This window comes from Reyranella sp. GW821-FHT14A01 (assembly GCF_058803965.1).
In genome coordinates this window covers 40,639-66,171 of the sequence record NZ_JBXAPM010000007.1, presented here as the reverse complement: position 1 = coordinate 66,171, position 25,533 = coordinate 40,639, and the positions used below count along the sequence as shown (strand labels likewise).

The 25,533-nt window shown below is 62.8% G+C and carries 35 protein-coding genes; 24 read left to right on the top strand and 11 right to left on the bottom strand.

The window, feature by feature from the left end; genetic code table 11:
- Window positions 1-61: 61 nt before the first annotated feature.
- The 4 genes from AC1ROX_RS13450 (at window position 62) to AC1ROX_RS13435 (ending at window position 3,697) form a co-directional block, all read left to right on the top strand.
- Entirely contained in the window at window positions 62-1,144 is a 1,083-nt protein-coding gene (locus AC1ROX_RS13450) for a hypothetical protein (protein ID WP_493126312.1), read from the top strand.
- Window positions 1,134-1,826 carry a hypothetical protein gene (locus AC1ROX_RS13445; protein WP_493126310.1) on the top strand — a complete coding sequence of 231 codons (693 nt, stop codon included), beginning with the start codon at window positions 1,134-1,136 and terminating at the stop codon, window positions 1,824-1,826. Before AC1ROX_RS13450 ends, AC1ROX_RS13445 begins: the two co-directional genes overlap by 11 nt.
- On the top strand, window positions 1,823-3,199 hold the full coding sequence (locus tag AC1ROX_RS13440; RefSeq protein ID WP_493126308.1) for a replicative DNA helicase: 1,377 nt from the start codon (window positions 1,823-1,825) through the stop codon (window positions 3,197-3,199). Before AC1ROX_RS13445 ends, AC1ROX_RS13440 begins: the two co-directional genes overlap by 4 nt.
- A 249-nt stretch (window positions 3,200-3,448) precedes the next feature.
- The gene (locus AC1ROX_RS13435; RefSeq protein ID WP_493126306.1) at window positions 3,449-3,697 is read left to right on the top strand and encodes a hypothetical protein; all 249 of its coding nucleotides are present in this window, start codon (window positions 3,449-3,451) and stop codon (window positions 3,695-3,697) included.
- A gap of 168 nt (window positions 3,698-3,865) precedes the next feature.
- Here the strand turns inward: AC1ROX_RS13435 and AC1ROX_RS13430 are convergent, their stop codons facing one another.
- The 4 genes from AC1ROX_RS13430 to acpP all read right to left on the bottom strand — a co-directional run bounded on the left by AC1ROX_RS13430 (window position 3,866) and on the right by acpP (window position 5,856).
- On the bottom strand, window positions 3,866-4,348 hold the full coding sequence (locus AC1ROX_RS13430) for a hypothetical protein (RefSeq protein ID WP_493126305.1): 483 nt from the start codon (window positions 4,346-4,348) through the stop codon (window positions 3,866-3,868).
- Window positions 4,349-4,419: 71 nt separating this feature from the next.
- Window positions 4,420-4,686 carry an HNH endonuclease family protein gene (locus AC1ROX_RS13425; RefSeq protein ID WP_493126303.1) on the bottom strand — a complete coding sequence of 89 codons (267 nt, stop codon included), beginning with the start codon at window positions 4,684-4,686 and terminating at the stop codon, window positions 4,420-4,422.
- A gap of 369 nt (window positions 4,687-5,055) precedes the next feature.
- The gene (locus AC1ROX_RS13420) at window positions 5,056-5,451 is read right to left on the bottom strand and encodes a helix-turn-helix domain-containing protein (RefSeq protein WP_493126301.1); all 396 of its coding nucleotides are present in this window, start codon (window positions 5,449-5,451) and stop codon (window positions 5,056-5,058) included.
- A gap of 165 nt (window positions 5,452-5,616) precedes the next feature.
- Window positions 5,617-5,856, bottom strand: coding sequence for an acyl carrier protein (gene acpP / locus AC1ROX_RS13415; protein ID WP_493126299.1), 240 nt, complete (start codon window positions 5,854-5,856; stop codon window positions 5,617-5,619).
- Window positions 5,857-6,058: 202 nt separating this feature from the next.
- Here acpP and AC1ROX_RS13410 point away from each other — a divergent pair, with 202 nt between their 5' ends.
- The gene (locus tag AC1ROX_RS13410) at window positions 6,059-6,364 is read left to right on the top strand and encodes a hypothetical protein (RefSeq protein WP_493126297.1); all 306 of its coding nucleotides are present in this window, start codon (window positions 6,059-6,061) and stop codon (window positions 6,362-6,364) included.
- An 81-nt stretch (window positions 6,365-6,445) separates the two neighbouring features.
- Here AC1ROX_RS13410 and AC1ROX_RS13405 read toward each other — a convergent pair whose 3' ends face one another.
- From AC1ROX_RS13405 to AC1ROX_RS13390, 4 genes are all read right to left on the bottom strand, one after another.
- Complete coding sequence (locus tag AC1ROX_RS13405; RefSeq protein WP_493126295.1) at window positions 6,446-6,964, bottom strand: hypothetical protein; 519 nt, start codon at window positions 6,962-6,964, stop codon at window positions 6,446-6,448.
- A gap of 68 nt (window positions 6,965-7,032) precedes the next feature.
- A complete protein-coding gene (locus AC1ROX_RS13400; RefSeq protein WP_493126293.1) occupies window positions 7,033-7,356 on the bottom strand; it encodes a hypothetical protein in 324 nt (107 codons plus the stop codon).
- 159 nt (window positions 7,357-7,515) lie between these two features.
- Window positions 7,516-8,346, bottom strand: a complete 831-nt coding sequence (locus tag AC1ROX_RS13395) for a Crp/Fnr family transcriptional regulator (protein ID WP_493126291.1) — start codon at window positions 8,344-8,346, stop codon at window positions 7,516-7,518.
- Between the two features lie 271 nt (window positions 8,347-8,617).
- Window positions 8,618-9,388: a Crp/Fnr family transcriptional regulator gene (locus AC1ROX_RS13390; protein WP_493126290.1), complete on the bottom strand. Its 771-nt coding sequence runs from the start codon at window positions 9,386-9,388 to the stop codon at window positions 8,618-8,620.
- A gap of 455 nt (window positions 9,389-9,843) precedes the next feature.
- Between AC1ROX_RS13390 and AC1ROX_RS13385 the strand changes: the two genes are divergently transcribed.
- The 3 genes from AC1ROX_RS13385 (at window position 9,844) to AC1ROX_RS13375 (ending at window position 11,610) form a co-directional block, all read left to right on the top strand.
- On the top strand, window positions 9,844-10,290 hold the full coding sequence (locus AC1ROX_RS13385) for an Hsp20 family protein (RefSeq protein WP_493126288.1): 447 nt from the start codon (window positions 9,844-9,846) through the stop codon (window positions 10,288-10,290).
- Window positions 10,291-10,383: 93 nt separating this feature from the next.
- A complete protein-coding gene (locus AC1ROX_RS13380; protein ID WP_493126286.1) occupies window positions 10,384-10,902 on the top strand; it encodes a response regulator in 519 nt (172 codons plus the stop codon).
- A 150-nt stretch (window positions 10,903-11,052) separates the two neighbouring features.
- On the top strand, window positions 11,053-11,610 hold the full coding sequence (locus AC1ROX_RS13375) for a hypothetical protein (protein ID WP_493126284.1): 558 nt from the start codon (window positions 11,053-11,055) through the stop codon (window positions 11,608-11,610).
- Here AC1ROX_RS13375 and AC1ROX_RS13370 read toward each other — a convergent pair.
- Window positions 11,528-12,229, bottom strand: a complete 702-nt coding sequence (locus AC1ROX_RS13370) for a Crp/Fnr family transcriptional regulator (protein ID WP_493126282.1) — start codon at window positions 12,227-12,229, stop codon at window positions 11,528-11,530. The two genes, AC1ROX_RS13375 and AC1ROX_RS13370, sit on opposite strands and share 83 nt — an antisense overlap.
- A 220-nt stretch (window positions 12,230-12,449) precedes the next feature.
- Here AC1ROX_RS13370 and AC1ROX_RS13365 point away from each other — a divergent pair, with 220 nt between their 5' ends.
- Window positions 12,450-13,067 (top strand): putative metallopeptidase, encoded by a 618-nt coding sequence (locus AC1ROX_RS13365; RefSeq protein WP_493126280.1) that lies wholly within the window; start codon window positions 12,450-12,452, stop codon window positions 13,065-13,067.
- Here AC1ROX_RS13365 and AC1ROX_RS13360 read toward each other — a convergent pair.
- On the bottom strand, window positions 13,064-13,234 hold the full coding sequence (locus AC1ROX_RS13360) for a hypothetical protein (RefSeq protein WP_493126278.1): 171 nt from the start codon (window positions 13,232-13,234) through the stop codon (window positions 13,064-13,066). The genes AC1ROX_RS13365 and AC1ROX_RS13360 overlap by 4 nt on opposite strands.
- A 75-nt stretch (window positions 13,235-13,309) precedes the next feature.
- Here AC1ROX_RS13360 and AC1ROX_RS13355 point away from each other — a divergent pair, with 75 nt between their 5' ends.
- From AC1ROX_RS13355 to AC1ROX_RS13305, 11 genes are read left to right on the top strand one after another with little or no spacing between them, the layout of a single operon-like run.
- Window positions 13,310-13,774, top strand: a complete 465-nt coding sequence (locus tag AC1ROX_RS13355; protein WP_493126276.1) for a DUF2280 domain-containing protein — start codon at window positions 13,310-13,312, stop codon at window positions 13,772-13,774.
- A gap of 49 nt (window positions 13,775-13,823) precedes the next feature.
- Window positions 13,824-15,197 (top strand): phage terminase large subunit, encoded by a 1,374-nt coding sequence (gene terL, locus AC1ROX_RS13350; RefSeq protein WP_493126274.1) that lies wholly within the window; start codon window positions 13,824-13,826, stop codon window positions 15,195-15,197.
- A gap of 8 nt (window positions 15,198-15,205) precedes the next feature.
- Window positions 15,206-17,089, top strand: a complete 1,884-nt coding sequence (locus AC1ROX_RS13345) for an anti-CBASS protein Acb1 family protein (RefSeq protein WP_493126272.1) — start codon at window positions 15,206-15,208, stop codon at window positions 17,087-17,089.
- A 2-nt stretch (window positions 17,090-17,091) separates the two neighbouring features.
- Window positions 17,092-18,273: a DUF2213 domain-containing protein gene (locus AC1ROX_RS13340; RefSeq protein WP_493126270.1), complete on the top strand. Its 1,182-nt coding sequence runs from the start codon at window positions 17,092-17,094 to the stop codon at window positions 18,271-18,273.
- Between the two features lie 12 nt (window positions 18,274-18,285).
- Window positions 18,286-19,032, top strand: a complete 747-nt coding sequence (locus AC1ROX_RS13335; RefSeq protein WP_493126268.1) for a structural cement protein Gp24 — start codon at window positions 18,286-18,288, stop codon at window positions 19,030-19,032.
- A gap of 20 nt (window positions 19,033-19,052) precedes the next feature.
- Window positions 19,053-20,042 (top strand): DUF2184 domain-containing protein, encoded by a 990-nt coding sequence (locus tag AC1ROX_RS13330; protein ID WP_493126266.1) that lies wholly within the window; start codon window positions 19,053-19,055, stop codon window positions 20,040-20,042.
- 13 nt (window positions 20,043-20,055) lie between these two features.
- Window positions 20,056-20,604, top strand: coding sequence for a hypothetical protein (locus tag AC1ROX_RS13325; RefSeq protein WP_493126264.1), 549 nt, complete (start codon window positions 20,056-20,058; stop codon window positions 20,602-20,604).
- A gap of 51 nt (window positions 20,605-20,655) precedes the next feature.
- On the top strand, window positions 20,656-21,138 hold the full coding sequence (locus AC1ROX_RS13320; protein WP_493126262.1) for a DnaT-like ssDNA-binding protein: 483 nt from the start codon (window positions 20,656-20,658) through the stop codon (window positions 21,136-21,138).
- Entirely contained in the window at window positions 21,138-21,518 is a 381-nt protein-coding gene (locus AC1ROX_RS13315) for a head-tail joining protein (RefSeq protein ID WP_493126260.1), read from the top strand. Before AC1ROX_RS13320 ends, AC1ROX_RS13315 begins: the two co-directional genes overlap by 1 nt.
- A complete protein-coding gene (locus tag AC1ROX_RS13310) occupies window positions 21,518-22,540 on the top strand; it encodes a phage minor head protein (RefSeq protein ID WP_493126258.1) in 1,023 nt (340 codons plus the stop codon). The genes AC1ROX_RS13315 and AC1ROX_RS13310 overlap by 1 nt, the downstream gene beginning before the upstream one ends.
- Before the next feature lie 3 nt (window positions 22,541-22,543).
- Window positions 22,544-23,017, top strand: a complete 474-nt coding sequence (locus tag AC1ROX_RS13305; RefSeq protein ID WP_493126256.1) for a hypothetical protein — start codon at window positions 22,544-22,546, stop codon at window positions 23,015-23,017.
- Here AC1ROX_RS13305 and AC1ROX_RS13300 read toward each other — a convergent pair.
- Window positions 22,974-23,183 (bottom strand): hypothetical protein, encoded by a 210-nt coding sequence (locus tag AC1ROX_RS13300; RefSeq protein ID WP_493126254.1) that lies wholly within the window; start codon window positions 23,181-23,183, stop codon window positions 22,974-22,976. The genes AC1ROX_RS13305 and AC1ROX_RS13300 overlap by 44 nt on opposite strands.
- 50 nt (window positions 23,184-23,233) lie before the next feature.
- Here AC1ROX_RS13300 and AC1ROX_RS13295 point away from each other — a divergent pair, with 50 nt between their 5' ends.
- The 4 genes from AC1ROX_RS13295 (at window position 23,234) to AC1ROX_RS13280 (ending at window position 25,533) form a co-directional block, all read left to right on the top strand.
- Complete coding sequence (locus AC1ROX_RS13295; RefSeq protein ID WP_493126252.1) at window positions 23,234-23,650, top strand: DUF4128 domain-containing protein; 417 nt, start codon at window positions 23,234-23,236, stop codon at window positions 23,648-23,650.
- Window positions 23,651-23,723: 73 nt separating this feature from the next.
- On the top strand, window positions 23,724-24,515 hold the full coding sequence (locus AC1ROX_RS13290) for a hypothetical protein (protein ID WP_493126250.1): 792 nt from the start codon (window positions 23,724-23,726) through the stop codon (window positions 24,513-24,515).
- A gap of 83 nt (window positions 24,516-24,598) precedes the next feature.
- Complete coding sequence (locus AC1ROX_RS13285) at window positions 24,599-25,087, top strand: hypothetical protein (RefSeq protein ID WP_493126248.1); 489 nt, start codon at window positions 24,599-24,601, stop codon at window positions 25,085-25,087.
- Between the two features lie 134 nt (window positions 25,088-25,221).
- On the top strand, window positions 25,222-25,533 hold the full coding sequence (locus AC1ROX_RS13280) for a phage tail assembly chaperone (protein WP_493126246.1): 312 nt from the start codon (window positions 25,222-25,224) through the stop codon (window positions 25,531-25,533).

Genomic DNA, 25,533 nt, shown 5'->3' with positions numbered 1-25,533 from the left:
GTCGCGCGCCGCGTCGTGTCCAAGGCGATGACAGCCTATCTGGAACGGGCGACGTGCCACCGTGCCTAAGCGGACCGGCAAACGCTCCTCCCGCAACCGCAAGAACCCCAGCACGCACCTGTTCTGGAACGACTTGCGCAACGCCCTGTCGCGCTGCTCGCCGGCAGCGAAAGGACTGTGGGCGGTGCACATGCTGCCCTGCGCGGCCGAATCGGCCGAGTTCGGCGTGATGCTTGTCGGCAACCATCCATCGCCGCGCGCCGCGCTCGGTGGGCTGCTCTGCTACGAGTTCGGCCTGGGCGCGGAAGCGACGCAGGATCTGATCGACGAACTGATCGAGAAGGGTGTTGCCGAAGTCGACGATCGCGGTCGCGTTTGCTGCCGCCGGATGGTGCGGGAGGAGGCCGCGCGGCAGGCCAAAATCAGGGCAGGTCGGAGCGGCGGAAAGGCCTCCGGCGCGGCACGAACTGCGAAGCAGACCCCCAAGCAGACCCCTCAGCAGAGCGTCAGCACGGGGGGAATCACAGAGGCAAGCAGCATACCCGGCAGAGGCGAAGCACAAGAAACGCCATCCGTTGCAGATTGCATCGGCATTAATGGGGTGTTGCCCGAAGCAGAAAGCAAGCAAGAGGAAAGCACAGGGGCAAGCAGCACCCCAAGCACAGACGAACCTTCTTCTTTCTTCAGTCTTCTATCTAAGAAAGAAGATAGAGAGAATCATACTGTTGAAACACTAGCGCCTAGCGGCGCGTGTGTGTCGCCGAAGGTCTGCCAGCACGACGGCGTGAAAGCCGTCGTCGACCTGTGGGACCAGTACGCGGCTGAGATCCCGAAATGGCCCAGGACCCGGGGCCTCAGCGACGAACGGCGTTCGGCGATCCGGGCTCGGCTGAAGGAACACGGGATCGAGGGTATCCGCTCCGCGCTCGAGCGGGCGAAGGCCTCGCATTTCATCCGCGAGGTCGGGATGCGCGGCTGGAATCTCGGCTGGCTGATGAACCCCACGAATTTTCTCAAGGTCATCGAGGGCACCTACGACGGCGACGGCGGGTCTGATCGGGCCACGGGGCCGCCGGGGCGGATGTCGGTTTTCAGCGACGTGGTTTCAGCAATCAGCGAGAGGGAGCGGCGACATGGCGAATGACCTGACGGAAATTTCTGGCGAGACCCGCGTGAAGCTTCAGCGGGAGTTCGGCCCGTTCGCTCCGACCTTGCCAGCATCGATCGTCATCCGGCTCGCATGGCACCGCAGCGTTCCCGAGTACTCGACGCTCGGATGGCCGGTCATGCAGCTGCGCACCAACGTGCGGCATCAGCTCGACCGCCTGTCGATTCCGGAGGACGACGTGAAGCGTGCGCTCGCCGCCACCGAAATGGCAATGACGCCCAGCGGACCGGCGCAATGCCTCAGGGCGACGGCGCGTTTGCGAGCGGTTGCGCGCATCCGGCCGACCGTCGAGGCCGACGATCGGCTGGCACTGGCCGTCTATGCCGAGAAGCTGGCGGCGTACCCCGAGGATGCGGTCGCGGCGGCCTGCGAACGATGGCTCGAAACATCGCCATTCTGGCCGGCCGTTTCCGAACTGTTGGCGGCCTGCGAGTGGGCGATGCAGCCGCGCCGGGCGCTCGCAAGCCTGCTGCGCGAGATCGAGCGCGAGCAGCAGGATCGCGAAACCATCGTCGAGGCGCATACCCGCGAACTGGTGCAAATCGTGCACATGTTCGATAGCGGCATGACTGCGTGCTCCCCAGCCGTCATGGAAGCGGAGCGGGAGCTGGCCAAGCTGCAGAACCGCCAGCCGGCCACCTGGGCTCTACCGCAGTGACGGAACTTCCCCACAATCTCGACGCCGAGCAGGCCGTCCTGGGCGCCCTGCTGCTGAACAACGGGGCCTATCACCGGGTTTCCGACGTGCTGCGGCCGGAGCACTTCGCCGATCCGCTTCACGGCCGCCTCTACGAGTCGGTGGCTGGCCTGATGGAGCGCGGCCAGATCGTCAACGCGGTGACGCTGAAGGGCTTTGCCGAGCAGGACGAAGGCCTGAAGGCCGTGGGCGGGACCCGGTATCTCGCGCGTCTGCTGACCCAATCAGCGGCCCCTGCAGATGCGCCGGTTTACGCTGGCATCGTTCAAGACCTGTGGCGCCGCCGGCGACTGATCGAACTCGCCGAGGATGCGAAGTCCGCGGCGGGCGGTGTGGATGGGGACGCGCTCTCCCAGATCGCGGACCTGGAGCGGGAGCTCTACACCCTCGCGACCTCGGATCGACCGGCCGGCGGCTTCCGCAGCGCTGGCGACGCCCTCAGCGAGGCGATCCTGCAGGCTGAGACCGCCTTCAAGGGCGGCGGCCGGCTGGTAGGCATCACGACCGGCCTTCGCTCCCTGGATCGCTTTCTGGGCGGCCTCCATCGGACCGATCTGATCATCCTGGCCGGTCGTCCATCGATGGGGAAGACGGCGCTAGCCACGAACATCGCCTTCGGTGCGGCGAAGGCCCTTGAACTGGGCGACACTCACAACGGTGCCACTGTCGGCTTCTTCTCGCTCGAGATGGGCGCGTCGCAGATCATGCTCCGCGGCGCTGCCGAGCACGCGCGCCTATCAGCCGAATCGATCCGGCGCGGTCATATCAACTCTCGGCAGATGGACGAGCTGCAGAGCGTCGAAGGGGCGTTGAAGGGGCTGCCGCTTTACATCGACGATGCCCCGGCGCTGACCATCGCAGAGATCCGCGCCCGCGCGCGCCGGCAAAAGCGCCAGCATGGCCTGGGACTGCTGGTCGTCGACTACCTGCAGCTGATCGAGGGCGGCCCGAAGAGCCGGGCGGATCGCGTCCAGCAGGTATCGGAGATCAGCCGCGGCCTGAAGACCCTGGCGAAGGAACTGGAGGTGCCTGTGCTGGCCCTGTCGCAGTTGTCACGAAAGGTCGAGGAGCGGACGGACAAGCGACCGCTGCTATCAGACCTTCGTGAATCCGGATCGATCGAGCAGGACGCCGACGTCGTCATGTTCGTCTACCGTGAAGAGTATTACCTGGAGCGTTCGGACAAGAAGAACTCGTATGCGCACATCGCCTCGATCGGCAAGGCGGAGGTGATCGTCGCGAAGCATCGCAATGGTCCCACGGGCACAGTGGAGCTGGCATTCAACGGCGCTCTGACGAAGTTCAGCGACCTGCCGGAGACAGCGACGTCATGAGGTTATTAGACGAGGGAAGCACCTCTGGGTATCGAGGGACCCAGAATGTATGGTGCCTCCCTCTCGCGCCTACATCGGGGAGACTTCAGCGCGTCGCCATTTCTCGCCGCCTGCCAATGTCGGCATCAACAAACAATTGCGAATTGCTGCATTTCACAAGCGAACAAATGAAATGAATTCAGGGAGGCTGCTCGCATGCTCCCTTCAACGACGCGGATGGGACATTAAGTTTGGAGCACTGGAGGCGACATGAGCGCGGACCTTTCCGAGGTACGTCGCCGCGCCTGGGAGACCCGCCGCACCCGATACGGCGAACGCGGCCACGCGAAGGCATATAGGCAGGCCGCGCTTTGCCCGCGCTGCCGTGAGCTGGCGGCCGAGGTCGATCGGCTGTGCAGTTTAGTTGCAGATCAACGACTTGCTGAGAGTGTCAGCCGTGAAACATTGCCGGCCGAATGTTCATGTTCACCCTTAGATGAACATGAACGTGAAAAATGAAAGCCGGCCCCGCCGCCGAAAGGTCTGGACCCAGCAAGACGACGAGGATCTGAGGTACTGGCACGCCTGCCGGTACACGGACGGTCGGATTGCGAGGAAGCTGGGATGCTCACGTCGGACCATCCTGAGGCAACGCGAGGCAATCGGGCTGGCGGCCGTCAATCATCCTTATCGTTCGAAAGGATCATAGTCGCTATGGGCCTGCGTGATCTGTGGAAGGGGCGCCTGAGCGCCGAACGCCAATTGTGTTTTGCAACGAGGACATAAATGGACCCGGTATCGCGCACGAGTTTCTGGCGTCGCTTGGAGTATGGACTTCTTGCCCTGCTCATAGCAGGCGGGACAAAGATGGTGCGTGCCTGCCGGTCCGGCCACTTCCGCCTTCAGCGTGGGAATGTGGACACCAGGATTGAGCCGCTGATATTCGTATCTCAGCTTCTCACTTTCCCAGTTTTTCAGGTCGGTAACTTCTGCTTCAAGGGAACGTACCTTCTGCAGCAGCGTCGCATATTCCTCCTGGGCGGACAGAATTTGCTCTTGCAGCCCTATAACGGCTTCGTTTCGAATAACCGCATCGTTAATGCTTTTCAAACCCTTAGCTGCATCAAGCATTGTCTTGAAACCGCCAAGGCCAACGAAAACGTCCACCATAGTTGCTCCGCCTGTTCTTGGGACGAGTGAAAGGAAAAGGGAAGCCGAATCGCCGGCCTCCCCCGTTCGCCTTATCGTCTCAGCAGCGCGGCAAGCAGACCGCCGGCACCAGCGTTTCCGCGACAGTGACGTGGGCGCTTGTTGCTCCAGTGATCCAGGCCGCCTAAAGCAGTAGGCGTGATATGGTCGATCTCCCAACCATATTCCGTTTCCTTGCCGTAGTCGGAACGCTTGATGGTTCGGCCATCGCAGTCTGTTGCCCATTCGGCACTGCCGTAGTGACGCAGCCAGACCGAGTGATGTTCGTCGAATAGTCCAACGCTAAACAATCCACTCATAGCTCTTTCCTTCTGTTCGGAAGGAGAGCCGGCAGACAAGTTGACCAAGCAACTTCACGGGTATAATGTCGTTGCATCCATACGATCTCGTTGCCGCCGGCTTCCAATCCATGCGGTTACGATCAAGATCAGGCCGTTCCCTCTGGCAGGAGGGGCGGCCTTTTTCTTGATCAACTATTAGGCTACGCGATTCCTTGGGGGTAAGCGAGTCGAAAGTAGAACATTTGGTGCCCAAACACCTCTTTCTGTTGCATCCCCTAGTCACACTTCCCCCAACTAGGGACCCGCCAACCCACGGCCCGGACCCTTGGAAGGCAGCAATCACCGCCCGCCGGCCCCCGCCGGAGGCTCGCTCAAGCTGGACGGGACCTATTTCTCGGCGAGAGCAATCACCAGGTCCGCCAATTTCTTTCGCTGACTTTTGTTTCTGATTTTGTAGAAGGCCCGGACCAGCTCGAGCGTCTCGCGCTTGGTGTTGAGATCGGTGTCGGATGACATGTCGGCGGCCCTGGGGCGGCCCGCCTTGCGCTTGGCGGTGCCCGCCGAAGCGTCCATGCCTTCGAAGAAGTGTTCGATGGGGACGTCGAGGACCTTGCCGAACTCGAATAGGCGGCTCGAGCTGATGCGATTGAAGCCGCGCTCGTATTTCTGGACTTGCTGGAAGGTGAGACCCACGGCCTTGCCGAGGTCCGTCTGGCTCATGCCGAGGAGGGCGCGCCGCTGTCGGACACGGGCACCTACAAAAATGTCTACGGGATGTGGCATCGATATCTTTCGGACAGGTTATTTGCAGCGTGACTATTCGGTGTGACGCAACGTCGATTTCCGGGCAAGGCCTCGAAGTGGCAGGATCGCTAGGCGGGTTATTGGTGCAGGTGGAAGACGACGCCACCCGCCGGGACATGACCGGGGAGGGCGCTCCCTGACCTTTCAGGCTTTCCGCTTCGTCTTGATGAAGGCGATGAGGTCCCCAACCGTTCGCAGGGTCTCGGCTTTTTCGTCGGGGACCTCTATGTCGAACTTGTCTTCGACGGACATGATCAATTCGACGACCTCCAGGCTGTCGGCCTTCAGATCCTCTTGGAATCGCGAAGACGGCTTGATGGATTCGCGCCGAACATCCAGAGCCTCGAGTATGATGTCCGCGATCTGATCTTCAACTTCACTCAAGGGGGCCTCCGGTCGCGCTGGCGGGCAGTGCCTTCATGTTCAACCCGCCCGGCTCCGGAAGGATGCTCCATGGGAGACGTTAACCCTTTGGAGGTATGCCTACGGGGTTGGGCCACCCCTGCCTTCCTGCCACTGTCCACCCACCGACGGCGCCCAGCTCCCGCCTCGGCGTCCGCCCTGATCGTGGCTGGAAGGCGACGACATGCCCATATTCGCTTGGATTGGCTTCGGCATCCTGACGTGGCTGATCGTGGGCCTTATGGCGATCCGGCTAGCGTCCAGGGCCGGGCACATGTGGGGCTACTTCTCCAAGAACCCGCTCTTGTGCCGCGCGGCGATCGTCTTCCAGGCGCCGCCGCTCATTCTCGAATGCGTGGTTATGGACTTGATCCGGCCGGAAAAGGCTCGGCTCGGAAAAGCGGCCGTTCATCTTATGTGGGCGAAGTTCAAGGAGCCTCGGCTGGATGTCGACGCGCTTGAAAGTCGTGACAGGCGCCGGGCCGAATAGCGAGCGGCCGAATGTTCACGTTCACGCTCAGATGAACACGAAGAATGAACCTCGGCCCGCCCGCGCGAAGTCTGGACCGCGCTACGCGTCCGCCTTCTCGAGAAGATTCGCCAGGTCTGGGTTCCGTTCGGTGTCGTTTGGCGCCGAGCTCAACAAAGCCGCATAGGCCAGCAGCGTGTTGATGCCGGCACTGGCCATGGAAACGGCCACGAACTGCCGGAAGCCTGTTGGGGTCACGCTCGTGAATATTGGGACATTCCCATCTCGCCAGAGATCCTTCTCTGAGGCGTTGAGCAGGGCGTCCCAAGCGTCGTAGGTGGCGGGAAAGCCTTCGTCTCCGGCCAGAATCGCGACGAACTCGGGAAAGTCGTCCGGGTCGATGTAAGGGAGATGATAGAGCTGCGGCAGGTCGAGCATGGCCGTTAAACGGGGCCGAATCGACTGCGTTCCCCGGCGGCGCAAAGTCTGGACCACGGAGGACGACGAGGATCTCAGGTACTTGCACGCCTGCAGGCTGACCGACGACCGGATCGCGCGAAAGCTACGATGCTCGCGTCGGACTGTCTTGCGGCAGCGCAGTGCGATGAACCTGCCGGCCATTTCTCGCAGAGGGAGGTCTCAATGAACAACCGGGAGGGACCGGAAAGCAGGTCCACCTGGGCGCGAATTCAGTTTTTTTGATCGTCTGGAACCGGCTCCGCCATAAGCTCGATTCCCGCTATGGCGTCCTTGAGGGACTTGAGAGCCGCGAGGTTCATCCTCAGGTGGGCAACCGATACCCGGTCCACCATTACCTTCGAGTTACCCGGAACGGGATTGAACCGCAGGATCTCCAAGGAGAGATTCGCAATCCCATTGTTGAATCCAAAGTTGGGCACGCCGTCAAAATAGATGAAGGGAGCGTTGGCGCTCGCTATGGCAGAAATGCTACCGGCGACGGCGGGTAATTGCTCGGTATAGATGGGGGCAGGGTCAACGGGTTTGTCGGCCATGATGGTCCTCATGTGTGAGAGAAACGAAGTTACGCCGACTATGAAGCTGATACGGTCGGCCGCCAAGATGGGCCACCAGCTGCACAAGCCGACTCGGCCGCAACCCGAGCGGCCGGTCAAGGGCCAGCCGGACGGCGGATCGCCAAGAAGCTGGGGTGCTCAAGGCGGACCATTTTGCGGCAGCGGGAGGCTATCGGTCTGAGGGCTGTGCCGCGTCCAAGGGGCCGAAATCTTAACGTCCCATCGCGCAAGCAGCTTGGGCATGTTGAGGTAGCTGCCGTCAAAATCGGCGAGTCGAGCAAGCCCTTCACGATCTACCACCTTCATCGAGCGTCCCGCCTTCGCCAGCAGACCCATGACTTGCATCTCCTTGAAGGTGCGGTTGACGTGCACGACCGACAGCCCGGCCGCGTCTGCCAAATCAATCTGGCTGATTGGAATGATGCCGCTGCTGACCCCAATCGCGTCGAGGCGAACAAGTTGCTCGCACAGTAGATGGGAAACGCTCTGCAGCGCGGTCTGTCTTGCGGCGAGTAGTCGCGCTCGTAAAGCGCATGCATCAAGGACCGAGGACCGCCAGAGACCCAAGCCCAGTATCGGATATTGACCAATCAGCTGATCAAGGACCGAATTCTCGATGATGCCGATCGAGCAGTCCGCAACCGCGGCTACGGCGACTTTACTTGTCTTTACCTGCAGCGCATGGAGACTGAGATCACAAAAGTCACCGGGATACTGAAAGGCATAGATTTGTCGCGCGCCGCATAGAAGTCGCTCGTACATGCACGCGATACCCCCGATGAGCACAGTGGTGTGCTTCGGAGATGAGCCGAACGCTAGAATATCCTCGTTTCGACCGATGCGGCCGACCTTCTTGATTCTGCTCAAGATGGCTTTCAATTCGGTTTCGGCAGTAATCCCCAAAAACTTCAGCTTCAGCCGCAGAGGAGCAATGCTCCATTGCGAGGTGTCATTCAGCATGGCGGTCATCGGGGTCCTGAGCTGCGGGCTGACGCTTCCCAACCAGCTGAGCCATACTGGAATGGCGGCACCTAACCGAAATAAGTGCTAGTATGGAAGGAGTTAATTTTCGTTTAAGAAGTGATCCAGTTGGTGAAATGCGATGGCACCACGTTTGCGACAAAATTTTGCCGCCGCCGCCAGACACGAGTGGCATTCCCTAGTGACACTTGCCCAAATGGCAACCGGGGATGAGCCTGTTTTGAGTATGGGGCGTTTAGCGTGAGCGAAGCATTGAGGCTTAAGTTCGCTCAAGCTTGACGTCCCATCCCGCCAGCAACTCGGGCATGTTTAGATAGCGGCCGTCGAAGTTCGCGAGACGAGCTAGGCCCAGCCGATCGACCACCTTCATTGAGCGCCCGGCCTTTGTAACGAGGCCCATACCCTGCATCTCCTTGAAGGTGCGATTGATGTGGACGACGGACAGTCCCACGGCATCGGCCAGATCGATCTGGCTCACGGGAATGGTGCGGCTGTCGATCCCGATGGCTGCCAGCCGCGCCGACTGTTCGCATAGGATATGGGCAACGCGCTGCAATGCAGTCTGTCGGGCGCCGCGTACCTTTGCCCGGAGCGTGCCCGTCTCAAGGATCGTCGACCGCCACAGGACCAGGGCCAGTTCCGGATATTGGGCCAACATCTGCTCAAGGGCACTGTTCTCGACGAAGCCGATCGAGCACTCCGTAATGGCGGCTACCGCGACTTCCGTCGTCGTTGCCCGCAGCACATGCCGGCTGAGATCGCAGAAGTCGCCCGGATACTGGAACGAGTAAATCTGCCGGCTGCCGTCGATGAGCCGCTCGTACAAGCATGCGACTCCTTCGATCAATACCGTCGAATATCGCGACGTCGATCCCGCAGCCAGGATGTCCTCGCCCCGGTTGACGCGAGTACCCACTCTGATCCTGCTCAACAGCTCGTCCAGTTGAACTTCGCTTTTCACACCCAGAGACAGCAGTTTCTGCCGCAAAGGAGCAAAGCTCCACGCCGAAGGCTTCCGCAACGCAGTCATAACGAACCCCACGTTCGCTAGCGTTCCCAAATCAGCGCCGGCCTTCCCAAACCGACGCCGTTTACCTTGTATGTTTCGTCTCTAGTGCAAGAATCGCGCCGGGTGAAGTGATCATCCGCACTCTCTAATGAGTTGCAGCTCTCATGACGGGTGTGTCAGAGTTTGTTGCAATCGCTTGTCCCGTTAGTCGGATCCCGTCACCCAACCGCCCCCAGATAGCAGCCACAGGACCCGCCGGGTCCAGCAGAGCGGCCGGAGGCGCCTCGACCGTGGCGCCGCTAGCTCTGCGAAGACCCCCAGTGCCCGTCCAAGGGTGGAAAAATTTTCACATCGACGACTTGAAGGCTGGTTAACCTCACCTAGATCGTGTGCCGCGGTGCTTGAGGGTACCGCATCGGCGGTGGCCCTTCGGGGGACCGCTTCGCAAACACATCGCTCAAGAGTGGAGGATGAACATGCGCACTGCTTTCGACTTTTCACCGTTCTACCGGGACACCGTCGGCTTCGACCGGGTCTTCAACATGCTCGATTCGGCCGTCAGCCAGGGTCCACAGGGCTATCCGCCGTACAACATCGAAAAGGCGGGGGATGACCATTACCGCATTGTCATGGCGGTAGCCGGCTTCTCCGAGGCCGAGCTGAACATCACCCAGAAGGAGGAGGAACTCCTCGTGACCGGCAAGGCTCAGCCCGGCACGGAGGACAAGGAATACCTCTATCGCGGCATCGCCGCCCGTGAGTTCGAGCGCCGTTTCCAGCTCGCCGACCACGTGAAGGTGGTGGGGGCCAGCCTGGCGAACGGACTTCTGACAATCGAGCTGAAGCGCGAGATCCCGGAGGAGAAGAAGGCTCGCGCCATCCGTATCGAGTCGGGCTCGACGCCGCGCATTTCGAAGCAGTAGGCGCGGGCCCCACACCGGGGGAGAGAAGTGCCTCGCTGCCACCGCAGCGGCGCTTCCCTTCCCTTCCATCCCGTTACATTTAGGAGGTTCGTCATGATCGCAAGGTCGGCAGCCTACCGGCCTGAATGGTCTTCAGACCTGGCTCCCCAGGCCGATGGTGCTGAGGTTTCCCCGCCCTACGGATATGCTGGCACGATCGACCGGCCCCCACGCGGTCGAATTCTGATCGTCGAGGATCAGCTTCATCTGGCTCTCGAAATACAGAAGCACCTGCGGGACGCCGGCTATCGCATCGTCGGCCCCGCCGGAAGCCAGAGCGAAGTGGAGCGGCTGGTGCGAAGTGGCCGACTCGATGCCGCGGTGATCGACGTGGACTCCCGCCGGAGCGCGCCCTTCGCCGTCGCGGATTGGTTGGCTGCGGAACATGTGCCGTTCGCAGTGATCGCCGCCGACGCGAGCGAGCTGCCGCACGAACTCGCACTTCGGCCCCTGATCACGAAGCCGGTTTCGCCGCATGCTTTGGTGGGAACGGTGGACCTGATGGTGAACGGCGGCCCGGGCGCAGTAGTCCTTCCTTTCGAGAAAGGGCCGCGCCTCTTCCCGCCGATTTGAAGCGAGAGAAGAGGCAAGGGGACTGGCAGTGGCGCAACCTGCGGGGTCCGCAGTTGTGACGCGCCAGTCCTCTCTTCTAATATTTTGTTGAGATCGTTAGTCACACTTCCCCCTAATGGGAAACCGTCAGTACTTGAATGGCGGGGCCCCATGGCGAAGGCAAAGAAACGTCGCGCGAAGAAGCGGCAGGCTGTACGGCGAACGGAGCGCGTGCAGGCAACACCCGAGACCTTGGCGAAGCTGAAGCCTTGGCCCATGCAGGACCTGCTTCGCAAGGGGCCGGAGGATGGGGGCCTCAGCAGCGATCAATTCGAGGCCGCCCTTCAAATCGTCGAGGCCTGCAAGATCATTACACAGGGTCTCGGCTTCCGCCCGATGGACCTGGCCCGGGTCGGCCGCGGTAACGGGGAACTCGGCCCCCGCGCCTGCCGGCTATGGAACATCTATGTCGAGTGGGGCAACGCGTACCAGCGCCGCGCGCTGGTCTCACCCCATGTCATCGTTCAGATGGTTGAGGACGAGCGGCCGATCGATGCCGGGGCGGTCTGGCTAGTCGCGCTCGCTGCGGACATGTGGGACGATGCCAAACGCCAATATGACCGAGCGGAAAGGGAGTTGGGGCGAGCTAGTGCCGGCGACGAAACTCCCGGATCTGGCGCTCATATTCCGCTTCAGGCTTCCCATACAGCCTGCCGGCCTTTTCCTTGAGAATGTCGCGGCGAACAATCGTAACGTTGTTGCGGCCTCCACGAATTGCGCCGGCACCTTCCAGGTCTTGAAGGGTGAGTGTGACGGTCGGTCGCCTGACCGCTAAAGAATCGGCAACGAGTTCGTGTGTGAGCCGCAACTTGTCGGCATTGAGCCGGTCATGGACCATCAGTAGCCATCGGGCAAGGCGAGCTGGCATTTGCGCTGTCCCGATGGCAATGGCGCTCTGAGCGATCTCCACTTCCAATACCGAGCGGTATCTGTCCAGCAGGTCACGGAGCGCAACGCTCTTCGCCATGGCGGCGCTCAAATCCTTCTGTGGAATACGCAGTGCTTGACCAGAAAAATACACGGTCGCCTCATAATGCGATTCGCTGCGGCCCAAGCCGACGACCCCTTCGGGACCCACCATGGCGATCTCGATGCGGTGTGATCCACTAGCCGCAGCTATTGAGACGACGCCCTCTTGGATAAAATAGGCGTAGCGATTTCGCTCGCCGGGAATTTCAAGAAGGTCGTGTTGCTTAAGACCGATCACCGTCAAGGATTGGAAAAGCATATCCCGATCTTGGGTGCTCAAGAGGTCCAGAAGAGGATGCGTCATAGCTTTGGGTGTCATACTCGCTCCTTGCCACGGGTAACCAAGCGCCTTGACTTCCGGTCTGGGATGCTTGACATTGGGGCTACCAGAACTGCGCCCGCCGGGAAACCGAGCGGGCGTTTTTATTGGTGCGGCGGCGAAAGCCCGGAAAGCGACGCCCCTCTCGGATATGGACCGCAAGGTCCCAGCCGCGTTCGGATGGGCGGGCCGCATCAATAAGCTGCGGGAGACCTAGCTGATGCTGGATAGGCCCCGCCCGCCTGAAACTGTCTTGGCCCCGACGGAGGGCCCGCTCTTCGCCCCGGCGCCTGATCTGATCGCTTGGGCCCGTGCCGCCTTCATCACCGAGGACGCCTCCCTTAGGAACGAGGATCACCAACACCTCGAGTACGCCACGATCGGGGTGCTCTGGACGAATGTCCCGAATGCCCGCGCCGGTCGCCGCATCATCGGCCAAGCCGAAATGGGTCTACCGCCGGCCGGGAGGTGGATGCGTGCTCGGATTGAGCACCAGTTGCTCGGCTGGTTCGGCGGCGTCCCCGACTTCGTCTTGACCTTCGACGCCGGGCACTGTGCTGAATGCTCAGACGCCGAGTTCATGGCTCTCGTTGAACATGAACTCTACCACTGCGGACAAGAAAGAGACCCTTTCGGTGCTCCGAAGTTCCGGAAAGATGGGGCTCCCTCTTTCGCCATGCGTGGACACGACGTCGAGGAGTTCGTTGGCGTAGTCCGCCGCTATGGCACCGATGCTGCCGGCGTGAGGGCGATGGTCGACGCCGCTAGCCGGCCGCCAGAGATTGGGCCGGCCCCCATCGCTCAGGCCTGCGGCACCTGCCGTCTCAAGGCGGCCTAGTGGACAGTAATTGCGCCGCTCTTCACCAATGACGTGATATCAGCAGAAAACTCGGGAAATGGGCGCTCGAGAATGTAGACCAGTTCGGCGTGGCCATCGCGTGCATTCACGTCCAGACGCTCCCTGCGCATGCCCGAGTAAGTTCCCCGTTCGATGACGTCGCCCATCGGGGTCGTGCATTGAGCCGGGACCCTAAATTTGACGCGCACTACGCTTCCTCCTGACCGGAGCCTGACATCCCCATGGCCAAAGGCAAGCTCAGTGAGGGCGTGAAGACCTTCATCGTCCAGAGCCTTGCCTGCTTCGACACGCCGTCCGCGGTTGTTGCGGCGGTCAAGCGCGAGTTCGGCGAGACGATCACGCGCCAGGCAGTGGAGGGTTATGACCCCCATAAGAAGGCTGGCGCGAACCTTTCGGCCAAGTGGAGCGCCCTATTCGAAGAGACCCGGAAGACCTTCCTAGATGACACCAGCAAGATCGCGGTGAGCCATCGGGCTGTCCGGCTTCGAGCCCTGCAGCGCATGGCCGAGAAGGCAGAGACACACGGCAACATGGTGCTCGCGGCTGCGCTAATGGAACAGGCCGCCAAGGAGATGGGCGACCACTACACCGATCGCCGTCGGGTCGAGCACACCGGCAAGGACGGGAAGGACCTGCCGCAGTCGCAGGTGACGTTCTTCCAGTTGCCGGACAATGGGAGGGGCTAGGACGGGGAGGCGCCAGACCGTTGCCTACGGCGGGCCTGCAGGCGGCGAGATGCAGTCTGGCCCTCCTCCCACCATCATCCGGCCGCAAGCAGGACCGCAGACGACATTTCTAGCCTCGCCGGCCGATATAGCGATCTATGGCGGTGCGGCTGGCGGCGGAAAGACTTGGGCGCTCCTGATGGAGCCGCTGAGGCACATCAGCAACAGGGAGTTCGGTGCCGTCTTCTTCCGCCGCACGCTCGTCCAGGTGCGGAACGAGGGTGGCCTCTGGGATGAGAGCGAGAAGCTGTTCCCACTACTGGGGGCGAAGCCACGAAGTGCCCCTGACCTCGAATGGAAGTTCCCCGGCGGCGCGACCGTTTCATTTGCCCACCTCGAGCACGAGAAGAACGTCCTAGACTGGCAGGGTTCTCAGATCCCGCTTCAATGCTGGGATGAGCTAACGCACTTCACTGCCAAGCAATTCTGGTACCTGCTCTCACGCAATCGATCGATGAGTGGAATTCGCCCGTATGTTCGGGCGACCTGCAATCCCGACGCCGACAGCTGGGTCGCGGAATTCATCTCTTGGTGGATCAATCCTGACACCGGCTTCGCGATCCCGGAACGCTCCGGTGTGCTGCGATGGTTTGTCCGAATCGGCGACAAGATTGTTTGGGCGGACCGACCGGAAGACTTGGCGAGCTACCTCGATACCGAGGGGAACCCGATTCCCCCGAAATCAGTGACGTTCATTCCGGCGAAGCTGTCGGACAACAAGCTGCTGATGGCGGCCGATCCGGGCTATCTGGCGACTTTGATGGCGCTTCCGACAGTCGAGCGGGAGCGTCTGCTGGGCGGCAACTGGAAGATCCGGCCGGCAGCGGGGCTGATGTTCCAGCGCGGCTGGTGCACCGTCGTTGACGCCGTCCCTGCCGGTGCAAAATGGATGCGGGGTTGGGACTTGGGCGCCACCCCGAAGACCGAGAGCAACGACCCCGACTGGACCGCCGGAACGAAGATCGGGAAGCTTCCCGACGGCCGCTACATCGTCGCCCACCACGTCCGCGATCGGAAATCGCCCTCGGGCGTCGAGATGCTGATCAAGAACACTGCGACCGCGGACGGCAAGGACGTGAAGATTTCGCTGCCGCAGGATCCGGGGCAGGCAGGTAAGAGCCAGGTGCAGAGCCTGACCAAGATGCTGTCCGGCTTCAGCGTGAAGGCGACGCCGGAATCGGGGGACAAAGTCACGCGCTTCAGCCCGTTCAGCGCCCAGGCAGAGGCCGGCAACGTGTTGGTGCTTCGAGGCCCGTGGAACGAGGACTGGTTCACCTCGCTCGAGGGCTTTCCTGACGCCGCGCACGACGACGACGCCGATAGCACAAGCCGGGCCTTCAACGCGCTGCTGAGTGCGAGCACGTTTACCTTGGCCAATCTCTAGGAGCGGATATGGCAGGTGTCGCCCAGTTTGCCCGCTTCGTCGGCGACAGCCTCATCAATCTGGTCTCCCGCATGGGGACCGATCGGGATAAGGCGGCCTCGGGCTTCTACAGCCTGATCCCGCTCAGCGATGAGCAGATCGTGGCGGCCTACAAGACGGCCTGGCTACCTCGTAAGATCGTCGATATCCCGGCCTTCGATTCGGTGCGCGCCTGGCGAGATTGGCAAGCCAAGGGCAGCGGACAGGGCGGCAAGGGCACCAAGGACCGCGACGGCCAAATTGGCCCCATTGAGGCTGAAGAGAAGCGTCTCAACGTCAAGGGGAAGGTTCTCAAGGCACTGATCAAGGCGCGCCTCTGGGGGGGCGCCGCACTGATGATCGGGACCGGTGACAGCAATCCCGAAGAACCGCTCAATATCGAGAAGGTCGGGAAGGGGGGCCTCAAGTACCTAACGGTGCTTACGCGGCGCCATCTTCAGTCAGGGGAGATCGATCGTGACGCCGGGTCGGAGTGGTATGGCCAGCCGGCCTTCTACACCCTGAGCGCGGCCGACGGTACGCAGGTCAGGATCCATCCGTCTCGCCTCGTGATTTTTCAGGGCAACGAGCAGCCCGACGAAGATCTGGGGGTAGCGGCATATCAGGGTTGGGGCGACAGCGTCCTCCAGACGACTCTGGATGCCATCAAGCAGGCCGACAGCACGGCGGCGAACATCGCCAGTCTGGTTTACGAGGCCAAGATCGACATTATCCGTATTCCGGACTTCATGAACTCGCTGGCTGACGAGAGCTACAAACGCAAGATCCTCGACCGCTACTCCCTTGCCATGCAGGGGAAGGGTATCAACGGCACTCTGATGCTTGACAAGGAAGAGGAATATGAGAGCAAGTCGGCCTCTTTCGCGACGCTTCCTGATGTTCTGGATCGGTTTCTGCAGATCGTTTCCGGCGCCGCCGATATCCCGGCCACTCGTCTTCTAGGCCAGTCGCCGGCGGGCATGAATGCGACCGGCGAATCCGACCTTCGCAACTACTATGACCGGATCTCTTCGATGCAGGAAATCAGCATCGGCCCGGCAATGGCTCGCCTCGACGAGTGTTTGATTCGTTCCTCACTGGGCGCGCGCGATCCCGACATCCATTACGCCTGGTCTCCGCTCTGGGGAATGTCGGAGAAGGAAAAAGCTGACGTCTTCAAGACCAAGGCGGACGGTGCGCGCGCGATCGTCGGGTCTGGCGGCACATCACCATCATTGCTGCCCGTTGAAGTCGTGGGCGAAGCGCTGGCGAACGAACTGATCGAGGACGGCTCGCTGTCAGGCCTGGAAGCGGCGATCGAGAAGTACGGGCTCAAGGTCGAGGAACCTGACGAGGAAGACGAAGAGGCGGCACTTTCAGGGCGTCGGCAACCTTCGGCCGATGCGGCGCCTCGCACGCTCTATGTGCGCCGCGACGTTCTAAATGCCGACGAAATCATCGCTTGGGCCAAGGGGCAGGGCTTCACGACCACGCTGCCCGCCGACGATATGCACGTCACCATCGCCTTCAGCCGGACGCCGCTGGATTGGATGGAGGTTGGCGAGGCTTGGTCGTTCGGCGAGGGCAAGGGCAATCTGACGGTCAATCCGGGCGGCCCTCGCATGATGGAGCGGTTCGGCGAGGCCACGGTCCTGCTGTTCTCGTCCAGCGACCTGCAGTGGCGCCACATGGCGATCCGCGAGGCCGGCGCGTCGTGGGATCATCCCGAGTACCAGCCGCACATCACGATCTCGTACAAGGCCGCCGACCTCGATCTCAGAGTGATCGAGCCCTACCGCGGCAAGATCGAGCTGGGGCCTGAGATCTTCGAAGAAGTCAAAGAAGACTGGCAATCCGGCCTCTCCGAGGAATAGCCATGAAATTCACCGACGCTGTGACCGTCGCGGGGACGCGCCGGACTGAGGACGGCTACCTGGTCGCCGAGGCGCGCGCCGTGCGCACCGGCATCCAGATCTACACCGGGGCCGAGGTCGGACGGGCCGATCTGGCGACGGTGCGGGTGTATCGCGCTCCGGACGAGGTCTTCTCGGCTGACAGTCTGCAGTCCTTCACCCACGCCCCGATTACGCTCGACCACCCCAAGCACGCGGTGACGGCAGAGAACTGGAAGGACCTCGCTGTTGGCGAGGTCAGCACCCTGGCGAAGAAGGACGGCGAGTGGGTGCTGCTACCGCTGATCCTGAAGGACGCGAAGGGGATCAAGCAGGTCGAGGGCGGCAAGCGCGAGCTTTCGGCCGGCTACACCTGCGAGCTCGATTGGACGCCCGGCACCACCGCTGATGGTCAGGCGTTCGACGCCTCCCAGCGCAAGATCAAGATCAACCACCTCGCGATCGTCGATGCGGCGCGGGCTGGTTCCAAGGCTCGCATCGGAGACGATGCGGGGAAGTGGGGCGCGAGCCCTGTCACCACCCAGACAGCAGATGAAAGGACCATACCAATGGATCTGCGCACAGTGCTGGTCGATGGGCTCCAGGTCTCGACGACCGAAGCGGGCGCCCAGGCGATCACGAAGCTGACGAACGACCTCAAGTCGTCGGCGGCTAAGTTCACCGATCTCGAGAAGACCCACGAGACGACGGTGACCACGCTGAAGGCCGATCATGCCAAGGCGCTTGCCGCCAAGGATGCCGACCTCGCCAAGAAGGACGCCGAGATCGACGCCCTGAAGGGCAAAGTGCTCGACGCCGCCGCGCTCGACAAGCTGGTCGCCAGCCGCGCCAACCTCATCACCGTCGCGAAGGCGATCGCCAAGGACCTCAAGACCGAGGGCCTATCCGACGCCGATATCAAGAAGGCGGCCGTCACGGCTGCACTGGGCGATGCGGCGATCAAGGACAAGCCGCAGGCCTACATCGACGCCCGCTTCGACATCCTGGCCGAGGAAGCGTCCAAGAAGGCCGGCGGAGGCTCCGATCCTGTCCGCGACGCCATCGCCCATGGCGCCAGCCCGACCACCGACCAGGCCGTCACCGATGCCTACGCCGCAATGGTGAAGCAGATGACCTCTGCTCACCTGCCGGCGGAAGCCAAGTAAGGAGGCGCTGACATGGCTACCTACCAGACCGTTTACGGCGAGCGTCCTGCCAAGGGGCTTCCCGGCCAGGTCGCGAACAGCGAGCTGGCGAACATCATCAGCCGCACCGTCGAATCGGCGGCCGGCATCGAGTTCGGCCAGCCGGCCTACCGCGGTGCTGGTGATCACGGTGTCGTTGCCGGGGGCACCTTCGCCGCCACCGGCACGGGCTCGGCCTCGGCGGGCAATGTCGGCACCGGCGTCATCACCGCAAGCCCGACGATCACTGCCGGCGCTAAGCAGGGCCGGTATACCGCCGTTCTGCAGGCGACTTCGGCGACCGCGCCCTACATCGTCTACGACCCCGATGGCCTCGTGGTCGGTGATGGTGTCGTTGCCTCGGCGAACACGACCATCCCGGGCATCACGACATTCACGATCTCCAACGCCGGCACCATGACGGCGGGCGACACCTACTACATCGACGTCGCCTACACCGCGAACGCCCAGTTTCTGGGCCTCGCCGTGCTGCATCCGGCTGTGCCGGCGCAGAACACCACGCCGGACCGTTTCCCGCAGTACTTCACGGGCGGGTTCATGACCCACGGCCAGATGTACGTCACCGCGGGCGCCTCGGTCGTCGACGGCAGCGATGTCTACTGGAACCCGGCGACCAAGCGCTACACCTCGACGGTGACGCACATCCGCATTCCGAATGCGGTGTTCGACACGTCGGGCGGTGACGGCGACATCGTCGAAATCTCCCTCAAGAGCCGCTGATCGGGAAAGGATCATCAGCCATGAACGCCATCGTCCGCCCCCACATGGGGGCGCAGGCCTTCGCCGACGCGCAGGCCGCTTTCCCCTTCGTCATCCAGCAGGGGAGGAACGTCGAGCAGCGCATCTACACGCGCCGCTACCCGACGTTCAATTACGGGGAACATGTTCCGGTCATCACCGAGGGTAACGCCTGGGCGATCGGCACGATGTTCTTCACCGTGGACATCGCCGGCGAGGCGAAGTTCATTTCCGGTGCGGCCAACGATCTGCCCTTCAGCTCGGCCACCCGCGACCAGGCCGCGCATGACTTCGCCATGATCGGTGCTGGCTGGGAATGGAACCTCGAGGAGGTCAACCAGGCCGCGATGTACGGCATCCCGATGTCGGACACCAAGGCGATGGCGTCGTCTCAGGCGATCGAGCGCCTGCTCAACGGCATCGCCATGAGCGGCTCGGCCGAGAAGAACTGGAAGGGTCTCGTCAACAGCTCGGCGGTCTCCCGAGTCGATGTCGCCAACGACGGCACCGGCACGTCGACGTTCTGGAAGGACAAGACCAACGAGCAGATCCTGCGGGACATCAACGACCTGATCGCCAGCGTTCGCACCGCCACGCTGGAGATCGAGTGGATCGACAGCCTCCGGCTGCCGCCCGAGGCTTTCCGTCTCCTCAATACCCGCCGCCTCGGCGCCGGCGACGGCGTGATGACCTTGCTGGACTTCTTCCGCAAGAACAACATCTACACCGCCGAGACCGGCCTGCCGCTCGATATCCGGCCGCTGCGCGAGCTTGCGACGGCCTCGCAGGATGGCGGCGGCCGCATGATCGTGTACCGCCGCGACCCCGAGGTCGTGCGCTTCCACCTCCCGATGCCGCGGCGCGTGCTGCAGCCCCGCCAGAAGACCGTCATGGCCTTCGAGCAGGGCGTCATCGCGCGTACCGGCGGCACCGAGATCCGTCTCCCCGGCGCCATGGCTTATGGCGACGAGGTGACGGCACCGCCGGCGTAAGGGAGGTCCGCAGATGCAGATCACGAACAATTCGGGCGCCCGACAGGGCGTCCACACCACCAAGGGGCTCGTCTGGCTGAAGCCGGGCGAGACCCGCGACGACCTCGCGTTGTCGTACGCCGAGGCAGAACGGGCCGGCCGGCTGCCGTTCCTGGTTCTCAATGGTTCGCCGGTGGAAGCGCCACTGGCAGAGGATCGGGCGTCCGGTCTGAGCGAGAGCGTCACCGTCTCCCGAGACGACATGGAGCAGATGCGCCTCCGTTTCGGGAACATGACCGCCGAAATCGAACGGCTGACCGCTGATCTGCGGGCGGCGCGGGACGAGAACGATGGTCTCACCAAGCAGCTCGATGCGGCCCGTACCGAAGCTGAGGCGTTGCGGAAGCAATCGGTCGCGCCGACCAAGCTCGAAGCCAAGCACCGGGGCGGCGGCAGCTACTCCGTGCTGGACGCCGACGGCAAGGAAATCCTGGAGAAGCTCTCCAAGGCCGACGCCGAAGCGTTCAACGCCATGTCGGCCGAAGAGCAGGCCGAGTACGTCAAGGCCTCGACGAAGGCCTGACCAACCGGCGCGGCGGGAGACTGCCGCGCCCCCTTATTCAGCGAGGTCGCCATGGTCGGCTACGGTACCGATGACGGCTTCACCGCCTACATGACCGCGAACGGGTACACTATCCCCGCAGGATCGATTCCGGCGGCACGTGCACGTGGCAGCCTCTATATCGACGGCACCTACGTCGATCGCTTCCCGGGCAATCCAACTGGTGGCCTCGAGCAGGAGCGAGCCTGGCCGCGCACCGGCGCCGCGGATCGCGTCGGCAATCCGATCGCGGCGGATGTCATTCCAACCCGCGTCATCCAGGCGTCCTACGAGGCCGCGCTGCTCGAGCTGACGAAACCCGGCAGCCTTGCCACCGTCAGCACGGAGAACAAGCGGTTGAAGCGCATGAAGGCGGGCAGCGTCGAGCTCGAATATGCCGACAATGCCAGCATGTCGGCCATCATCGGGGCGATCCCGATGTCAACGCGGATTGAAGGCTTGCTCGCCCCTCTGATCAGCCCTGTCACGCCGCTGCCAGCCATCCTGGTGGTCTGATGTCGTCACCGCTCGATGATATTGCCGAGGTGCTGGGCGAAGAGCTCGCCGACATCTTCTATGACGCCACATTGACCCGGGACACCTTCACGCCTGATCCGGAGGAGCCCGGAGAGCCCGGCACAACGACGACGACGACCTATCCCTGTAAGGCGATCCATGAGGAGTGGGGAACCCGGTACTTGGCCGGTGGGCTGGTCCGGTCCAGTGACCGGAAGATCCTGGTCCTCGCCGCGACACTGGCCACCGAACCCCAGCCAGGCGACCGGATCACGCTTCGCGGTGAGACGTTCACGGTCGTGCCCGGAGACACGTCGGGGCAGCCCGCGGTATCGGCCGATCCGGCCAAGGCGACCTGGACCCTCAGGGCGACGGCCTGATGGCACGGCAGACCCAGCAGCAGCGCATCGACGAGCTGCTGGAGAAATGGCCGCCGGACATGCGGGCCGCCTTCATCGAGTCTATCCGGGACATCGTCGATCGCGTCCGCCTCGCCGAGATCATCAAGGCGCTCGAAAGCGGCGACATCGAAGGGGCCGTTCGCGCGACGCACATCGAAACCGCGGCGTTCCAGCCGCTGGATACTGCCATCCGGCAGGCATTCGTCGAGGGCGGGGCTGCGACGGCCGCAACGATACCGGCTTCCCGTGAACGGGGGGGCGCCGCGATCGTGTTCCGTTTCGATGTCCGCATGCCGGCTGCCGAGAATTGGCTGGCTGAGCATTCTTCGAGCGCCATCACCGAGATCACGGAGGATCAGCGAACAGTCATTCGATCGGCTCTGACCGAGGGCATGGTGCGAGGCGACAACCCGCGGACCACGGCGCTCGACGTTGTAGGCCGGACGAACCGGGCCACCGGCCGGAGGGAAGGTGGTCTCATCGGTCTTTCAAGCGTGCAGGCCCAATACGTTGCAAACGCCCGGCGTGAGTTGATGTCAGGCGACGCGGCTCAGTTGAAGCGCTACTTGGAGCGTGAGCGCCGTGACCGTCGGTTCGACGGTGAAGTGAAGCGAGCGATCAAGGAAGGGAAGGCGATCGATACGGAGACCGTCGCGCGTATGACGGGGCGATACGCCGACCGGCTGTTGGCCCTCCGTGGCGAGATCATCGGCCGGACCGAAACAATGGCGGCCATCAATGCCTCTCGCCATCAGGCATGGGAGCAAGCTGCGGAGAAGGGCGGGTTCTCGGTAAACCAGGTCGAGAAGGGGTGGGTAGCGGTGCGCGATCTCCGAACCCGCCATACACACCGCCACATGAATGGCGAGAAGGTGAAGCTGCAGCAGCGCTTTTCGAACGGGCTGATGTACCCAGGCGATCCCAGCGGCGACATCAAGGAGATCGCGGGCTGCCGGTGTCGGCTCATCTACAAGCGAAACTTCTTCGCCGGATTGAGGTGAACCATGGCGATCCAGTCTCTCGCGGCGCAGGTGGGTGCCTGGACGAAGCGGACGAAGGCTCGGCAGCTTGCCGTGTTTCAGGGGGCGGCTCAGCGGATGTTCGAAGACGTGCTCGCGCGCACCCCGAGGGATACTGGCTTCCTCGCGAATACCCTGGAGGCCTCACTCACCGGTCCGCAGCAGATCCGGCCCGATGCGCGCCCACCGAAAGATGCCAAGAAGGGCTCGTATGCGCCGGCGGCGGACTTCCTTGCTTATCTAGCATCAGGGGACTTCGGCCTGGCTATATCGAGCGCCACCGTCGGTGACACGATCTACGGATCGTTCGGGGCGGCGTACGCCCGTTACGTAGAGTATGGAACGAAGTTCCAGAACCCAGCGGCGATGGTTAGGCTCTCAGCCCAGAACTGGCCTCATCACGTCGCCGAAGCGGTCAGGGAGGCGAGGGCGACTGCTCGGGGTCGTTCGCCGCAATGAGCGCGGCGATGAAGAGCATCAGCGATCGGTTGGCGGCGCGCAGCGCGGTCTCGCCGCGTCGGGTCTGGCCCTTCAGAGACTGAAGATCAAATGCCATCCGGTGCAGGACATCCTGCACCTCCCAGTCGTTCAGCGGTTCGGAATGTGGGACCGGCAAGTCGGGCAACGTCGTCTCCTGTCAACGATGGCCCCACGCCAGCAGCGGGAAGCTAGCAGATGCCCGACATGGTCGAAACCGTCATCTACAAGGCACTTCGGAACCGCCTGAACGATCTCACCCTCGACCCGCCGCTGCCCATCGCATGGCCGGACTTCGCCTTCGATCCACCGCCAACGACTTATCTCAAGGTCGACATGCTGTGGAACCGCAAGGTCAATCGCGGCATTCCAAACAATAGCGCGACCGAGCACAGGGGCATCTTCCAGGTCACGGTCATAGCGCCGACAAATTCCGGCATCGTGACGCCAACAAACATCGCCGGCGCCGTGGCGGCTCACTTCAAGCGCGGGACGCCTCTCAACCTCGACGGTATCAAGGTCAAGATCGAGGGCGAGCCCTCACTCAGTCCGCCGCTGCAGGCCGGCGACAGGATCCGTCTCCCTATATCGATCCGCTTCTACGCCTTCACCTGAATTCCCGGCACGACCGGGCTAACAGCCCCCGTAAAGACGGGGGTTTTTCTTTGCCTGAAAGGGAAATCCCCCGATGACGATCAACAAGAACGAGGTGAGGCTCTTCATCTCGCCGACGCCGGTCGATGCCTTCGCCATCGCGGACATGGCGGAAGAGGACGCGCTGGCGGCCTTCGAGGCCATCAACGACTGGGTCGAGGTCGGCGAGACCGAGAACCTCGGCGAGATCGGTGACGCCGCACAGACGATCCCGTTCGTCTCCATCGGTCGCCAGCGCGTCCGCAAGCTCAAGGGTGCCCGCGACGCCGGCGACCAGACCATCACGGTCGGCCGCGACCCGCTCGACGACGGCCAGGACGAACTCATCGCGGCGGAGAAGACCAACTACCAGTACGCCTTCAAGATGGAGATGAACGATGCCAAGACGCCATCGTTCTCCGACTCCATCCTGTACTACGCGGGCTTGGTGAACACGAAGCGTACCGGCCTCGGCGACGGCAACACCGTCACGCGCCGCACCTTCGCCATCGGCGTGCAGACGGTCCTCGAGGTCGGCTCGGCGGCCCTGTCGGTCCCGGTGAACTCTGTCCGCCCGTCGATCATCGGCACCAGCATGGTGCAGGGCTCGGTCCTCACGGCCGACGAGGGTGTCTGGAGCAACGCTCCGACAAGCTTCACCTACCAGTGGCGCAAGGACACCGACGGCAACGGCACCTTCGCCGACATCAGCGGTGCAACCAGCAAGACCTTCACCATCGCGGCCGGCCAGGCCGGCGATGCGATCCGTTGCCGAGTGGCCGGCGTCAACAGCGCCGGCACCGGCACCCCGGCCGACTCGCTGCCTGTGGGCCTCGCCGGCTCCTGATCGACCTCTCTCGCGAGAGAAGGGGGCCGCCGTTCCGCCGGGGGCGGCGGTCCCCACCCGGCATCCCGGCGTAGGACTAGAACATGGACACGAACGAAGCATTCGAACTCAAGGACCTGGCGGATCTCGGAGCGGCGGATACCGCCAGCATGACGGTCCACATCAACGGGAAGCCGACCACTTGGAAGTGGATCTGGGCGGGCCCTGGCCATCCCAAGACCGTGGCCTTCAACGAACGTATGAACCGGGAGCGCCTGGCCACCGACGCCGATCGCGAGCAGAAGCGGCACAACGGCAGGAAGGTGAAGGTCGAGGCGCTGACCCCGGCCGAGGATCTGAACGAGAAGATCGAACAACTGCTGGCCCGACTGGTCGGCTGGACGCCGGTTAAGGTCGCCGGCAACGTCCTCGAGTTCAGCGCGGAGGCCGCGCGGAAGATCCTCAGCAATCCGGACAACCACGGCCCCGGCGGCATCTACATCCAGTGCTGGGAATTCCTGGGTAACGAGCAGTCTTTTACGAAGGGCTCGGAGAGCAAATCCGGGCCTTCGCAGAACGAAGCTTCCGCCTAGACGTCGTTGTAGAAGGCCGCTCTCGCCGGGATCGCTTCGAAACCCGGCTTGAGAGGGCTGAGGCCTATCTCGCCAGGGGCCACAAGGTCGAACAGGCCACGAAGATCGTCGCCGAACTGCGGGCCGAGTTGTGGGTGCCGCCGTTCCCGAGAGCGCTCGCCTACGTCTGGCGGGCGTACATGCGGCTCCGTCGCCGCAAGTCCATGGGCTTCGCTGGCTTCGACAAGATTGAGTGGCCCGACATCGACGCCTTCCTGCGTCGCGGTGGTGTCCGGCTCTTGCCGTGGGAAGTCGAGATCGTCGAGGACATCGACGACATCTTCTGCCGCGAGATGGCCCGCGGGCGTGAGGCGACGGAAGCCGAAGCGGCCCAAGCCGCCAAGGACAGTGTCAAGAACACGGCGAAGCGGTCTCGGACCGTAAAGCGAGAGCGGGGAGGGCCATAA

What these genes read in the sequence shown, in the direction of transcription:
- AC1ROX_RS13445 (WP_493126310.1), top strand. Translation starts at nt 1,134, where the DNA reads ATGGCGAATGACCTGACGGAAATTTCTGGCGAGACCCGCGTGAAGCTT.
- AC1ROX_RS13435 (WP_493126306.1), top strand. Translation starts at nt 3,449, where the DNA reads ATGAGCGCGGACCTTTCCGAGGTACGTCGCCGCGCCTGGGAGACCCGC.
- AC1ROX_RS13430 (WP_493126305.1), bottom strand. Translation starts at nt 4,348, where the DNA reads ATGGTGGACGTTTTCGTTGGCCTTGGCGGTTTCAAGACAATGCTTGAT.
- AC1ROX_RS13425 (WP_493126303.1), bottom strand. Translation starts at nt 4,686, where the DNA reads ATGAGTGGATTGTTTAGCGTTGGACTATTCGACGAACATCACTCGGTC.
- AC1ROX_RS13420 (WP_493126301.1), bottom strand. Translation starts at nt 5,451, where the DNA reads ATGCCACATCCCGTAGACATTTTTGTAGGTGCCCGTGTCCGACAGCGG.
- AC1ROX_RS13410 (WP_493126297.1), top strand. Translation starts at nt 6,059, where the DNA reads ATGCCCATATTCGCTTGGATTGGCTTCGGCATCCTGACGTGGCTGATC.
- AC1ROX_RS13405 (WP_493126295.1), bottom strand. Translation starts at nt 6,964, where the DNA reads ATGGCCGGCAGGTTCATCGCACTGCGCTGCCGCAAGACAGTCCGACGC.
- AC1ROX_RS13400 (WP_493126293.1), bottom strand. Translation starts at nt 7,356, where the DNA reads ATGGCCGACAAACCCGTTGACCCTGCCCCCATCTATACCGAGCAATTA.
- AC1ROX_RS13395 (WP_493126291.1), bottom strand. Translation starts at nt 8,346, where the DNA reads ATGACCGCCATGCTGAATGACACCTCGCAATGGAGCATTGCTCCTCTG.
- AC1ROX_RS13390 (WP_493126290.1), bottom strand. Translation starts at nt 9,388, where the DNA reads ATGACTGCGTTGCGGAAGCCTTCGGCGTGGAGCTTTGCTCCTTTGCGG.
- AC1ROX_RS13385 (WP_493126288.1), top strand. Translation starts at nt 9,844, where the DNA reads ATGCGCACTGCTTTCGACTTTTCACCGTTCTACCGGGACACCGTCGGC.
- AC1ROX_RS13380 (WP_493126286.1), top strand. Translation starts at nt 10,384, where the DNA reads ATGATCGCAAGGTCGGCAGCCTACCGGCCTGAATGGTCTTCAGACCTG.
- AC1ROX_RS13375 (WP_493126284.1), top strand. Translation starts at nt 11,053, where the DNA reads ATGGCGAAGGCAAAGAAACGTCGCGCGAAGAAGCGGCAGGCTGTACGG.
- AC1ROX_RS13370 (WP_493126282.1), bottom strand. Translation starts at nt 12,229, where the DNA reads ATGACACCCAAAGCTATGACGCATCCTCTTCTGGACCTCTTGAGCACC.
- AC1ROX_RS13365 (WP_493126280.1), top strand. Translation starts at nt 12,450, where the DNA reads ATGCTGGATAGGCCCCGCCCGCCTGAAACTGTCTTGGCCCCGACGGAG.
- AC1ROX_RS13360 (WP_493126278.1), bottom strand. Translation starts at nt 13,234, where the DNA reads ATGGGCGACGTCATCGAACGGGGAACTTACTCGGGCATGCGCAGGGAG.
- AC1ROX_RS13355 (WP_493126276.1), top strand. Translation starts at nt 13,310, where the DNA reads ATGGCCAAAGGCAAGCTCAGTGAGGGCGTGAAGACCTTCATCGTCCAG.
- terL (WP_493126274.1), top strand. Translation starts at nt 13,824, where the DNA reads ATGCAGTCTGGCCCTCCTCCCACCATCATCCGGCCGCAAGCAGGACCG.
- AC1ROX_RS13345 (WP_493126272.1), top strand. Translation starts at nt 15,206, where the DNA reads ATGGCAGGTGTCGCCCAGTTTGCCCGCTTCGTCGGCGACAGCCTCATC.
- AC1ROX_RS13340 (WP_493126270.1), top strand. Translation starts at nt 17,092, where the DNA reads ATGAAATTCACCGACGCTGTGACCGTCGCGGGGACGCGCCGGACTGAG.
- AC1ROX_RS13335 (WP_493126268.1), top strand. Translation starts at nt 18,286, where the DNA reads ATGGCTACCTACCAGACCGTTTACGGCGAGCGTCCTGCCAAGGGGCTT.
- AC1ROX_RS13330 (WP_493126266.1), top strand. Translation starts at nt 19,053, where the DNA reads ATGAACGCCATCGTCCGCCCCCACATGGGGGCGCAGGCCTTCGCCGAC.
- AC1ROX_RS13325 (WP_493126264.1), top strand. Translation starts at nt 20,056, where the DNA reads ATGCAGATCACGAACAATTCGGGCGCCCGACAGGGCGTCCACACCACC.
- AC1ROX_RS13320 (WP_493126262.1), top strand. Translation starts at nt 20,656, where the DNA reads ATGGTCGGCTACGGTACCGATGACGGCTTCACCGCCTACATGACCGCG.
- AC1ROX_RS13315 (WP_493126260.1), top strand. Translation starts at nt 21,138, where the DNA reads ATGTCGTCACCGCTCGATGATATTGCCGAGGTGCTGGGCGAAGAGCTC.
- AC1ROX_RS13310 (WP_493126258.1), top strand. Translation starts at nt 21,518, where the DNA reads ATGGCACGGCAGACCCAGCAGCAGCGCATCGACGAGCTGCTGGAGAAA.
- AC1ROX_RS13305 (WP_493126256.1), top strand. Translation starts at nt 22,544, where the DNA reads ATGGCGATCCAGTCTCTCGCGGCGCAGGTGGGTGCCTGGACGAAGCGG.
- AC1ROX_RS13295 (WP_493126252.1), top strand. Translation starts at nt 23,234, where the DNA reads ATGCCCGACATGGTCGAAACCGTCATCTACAAGGCACTTCGGAACCGC.
- AC1ROX_RS13290 (WP_493126250.1), top strand. Translation starts at nt 23,724, where the DNA reads ATGACGATCAACAAGAACGAGGTGAGGCTCTTCATCTCGCCGACGCCG.
- AC1ROX_RS13285 (WP_493126248.1), top strand. Translation starts at nt 24,599, where the DNA reads ATGGACACGAACGAAGCATTCGAACTCAAGGACCTGGCGGATCTCGGA.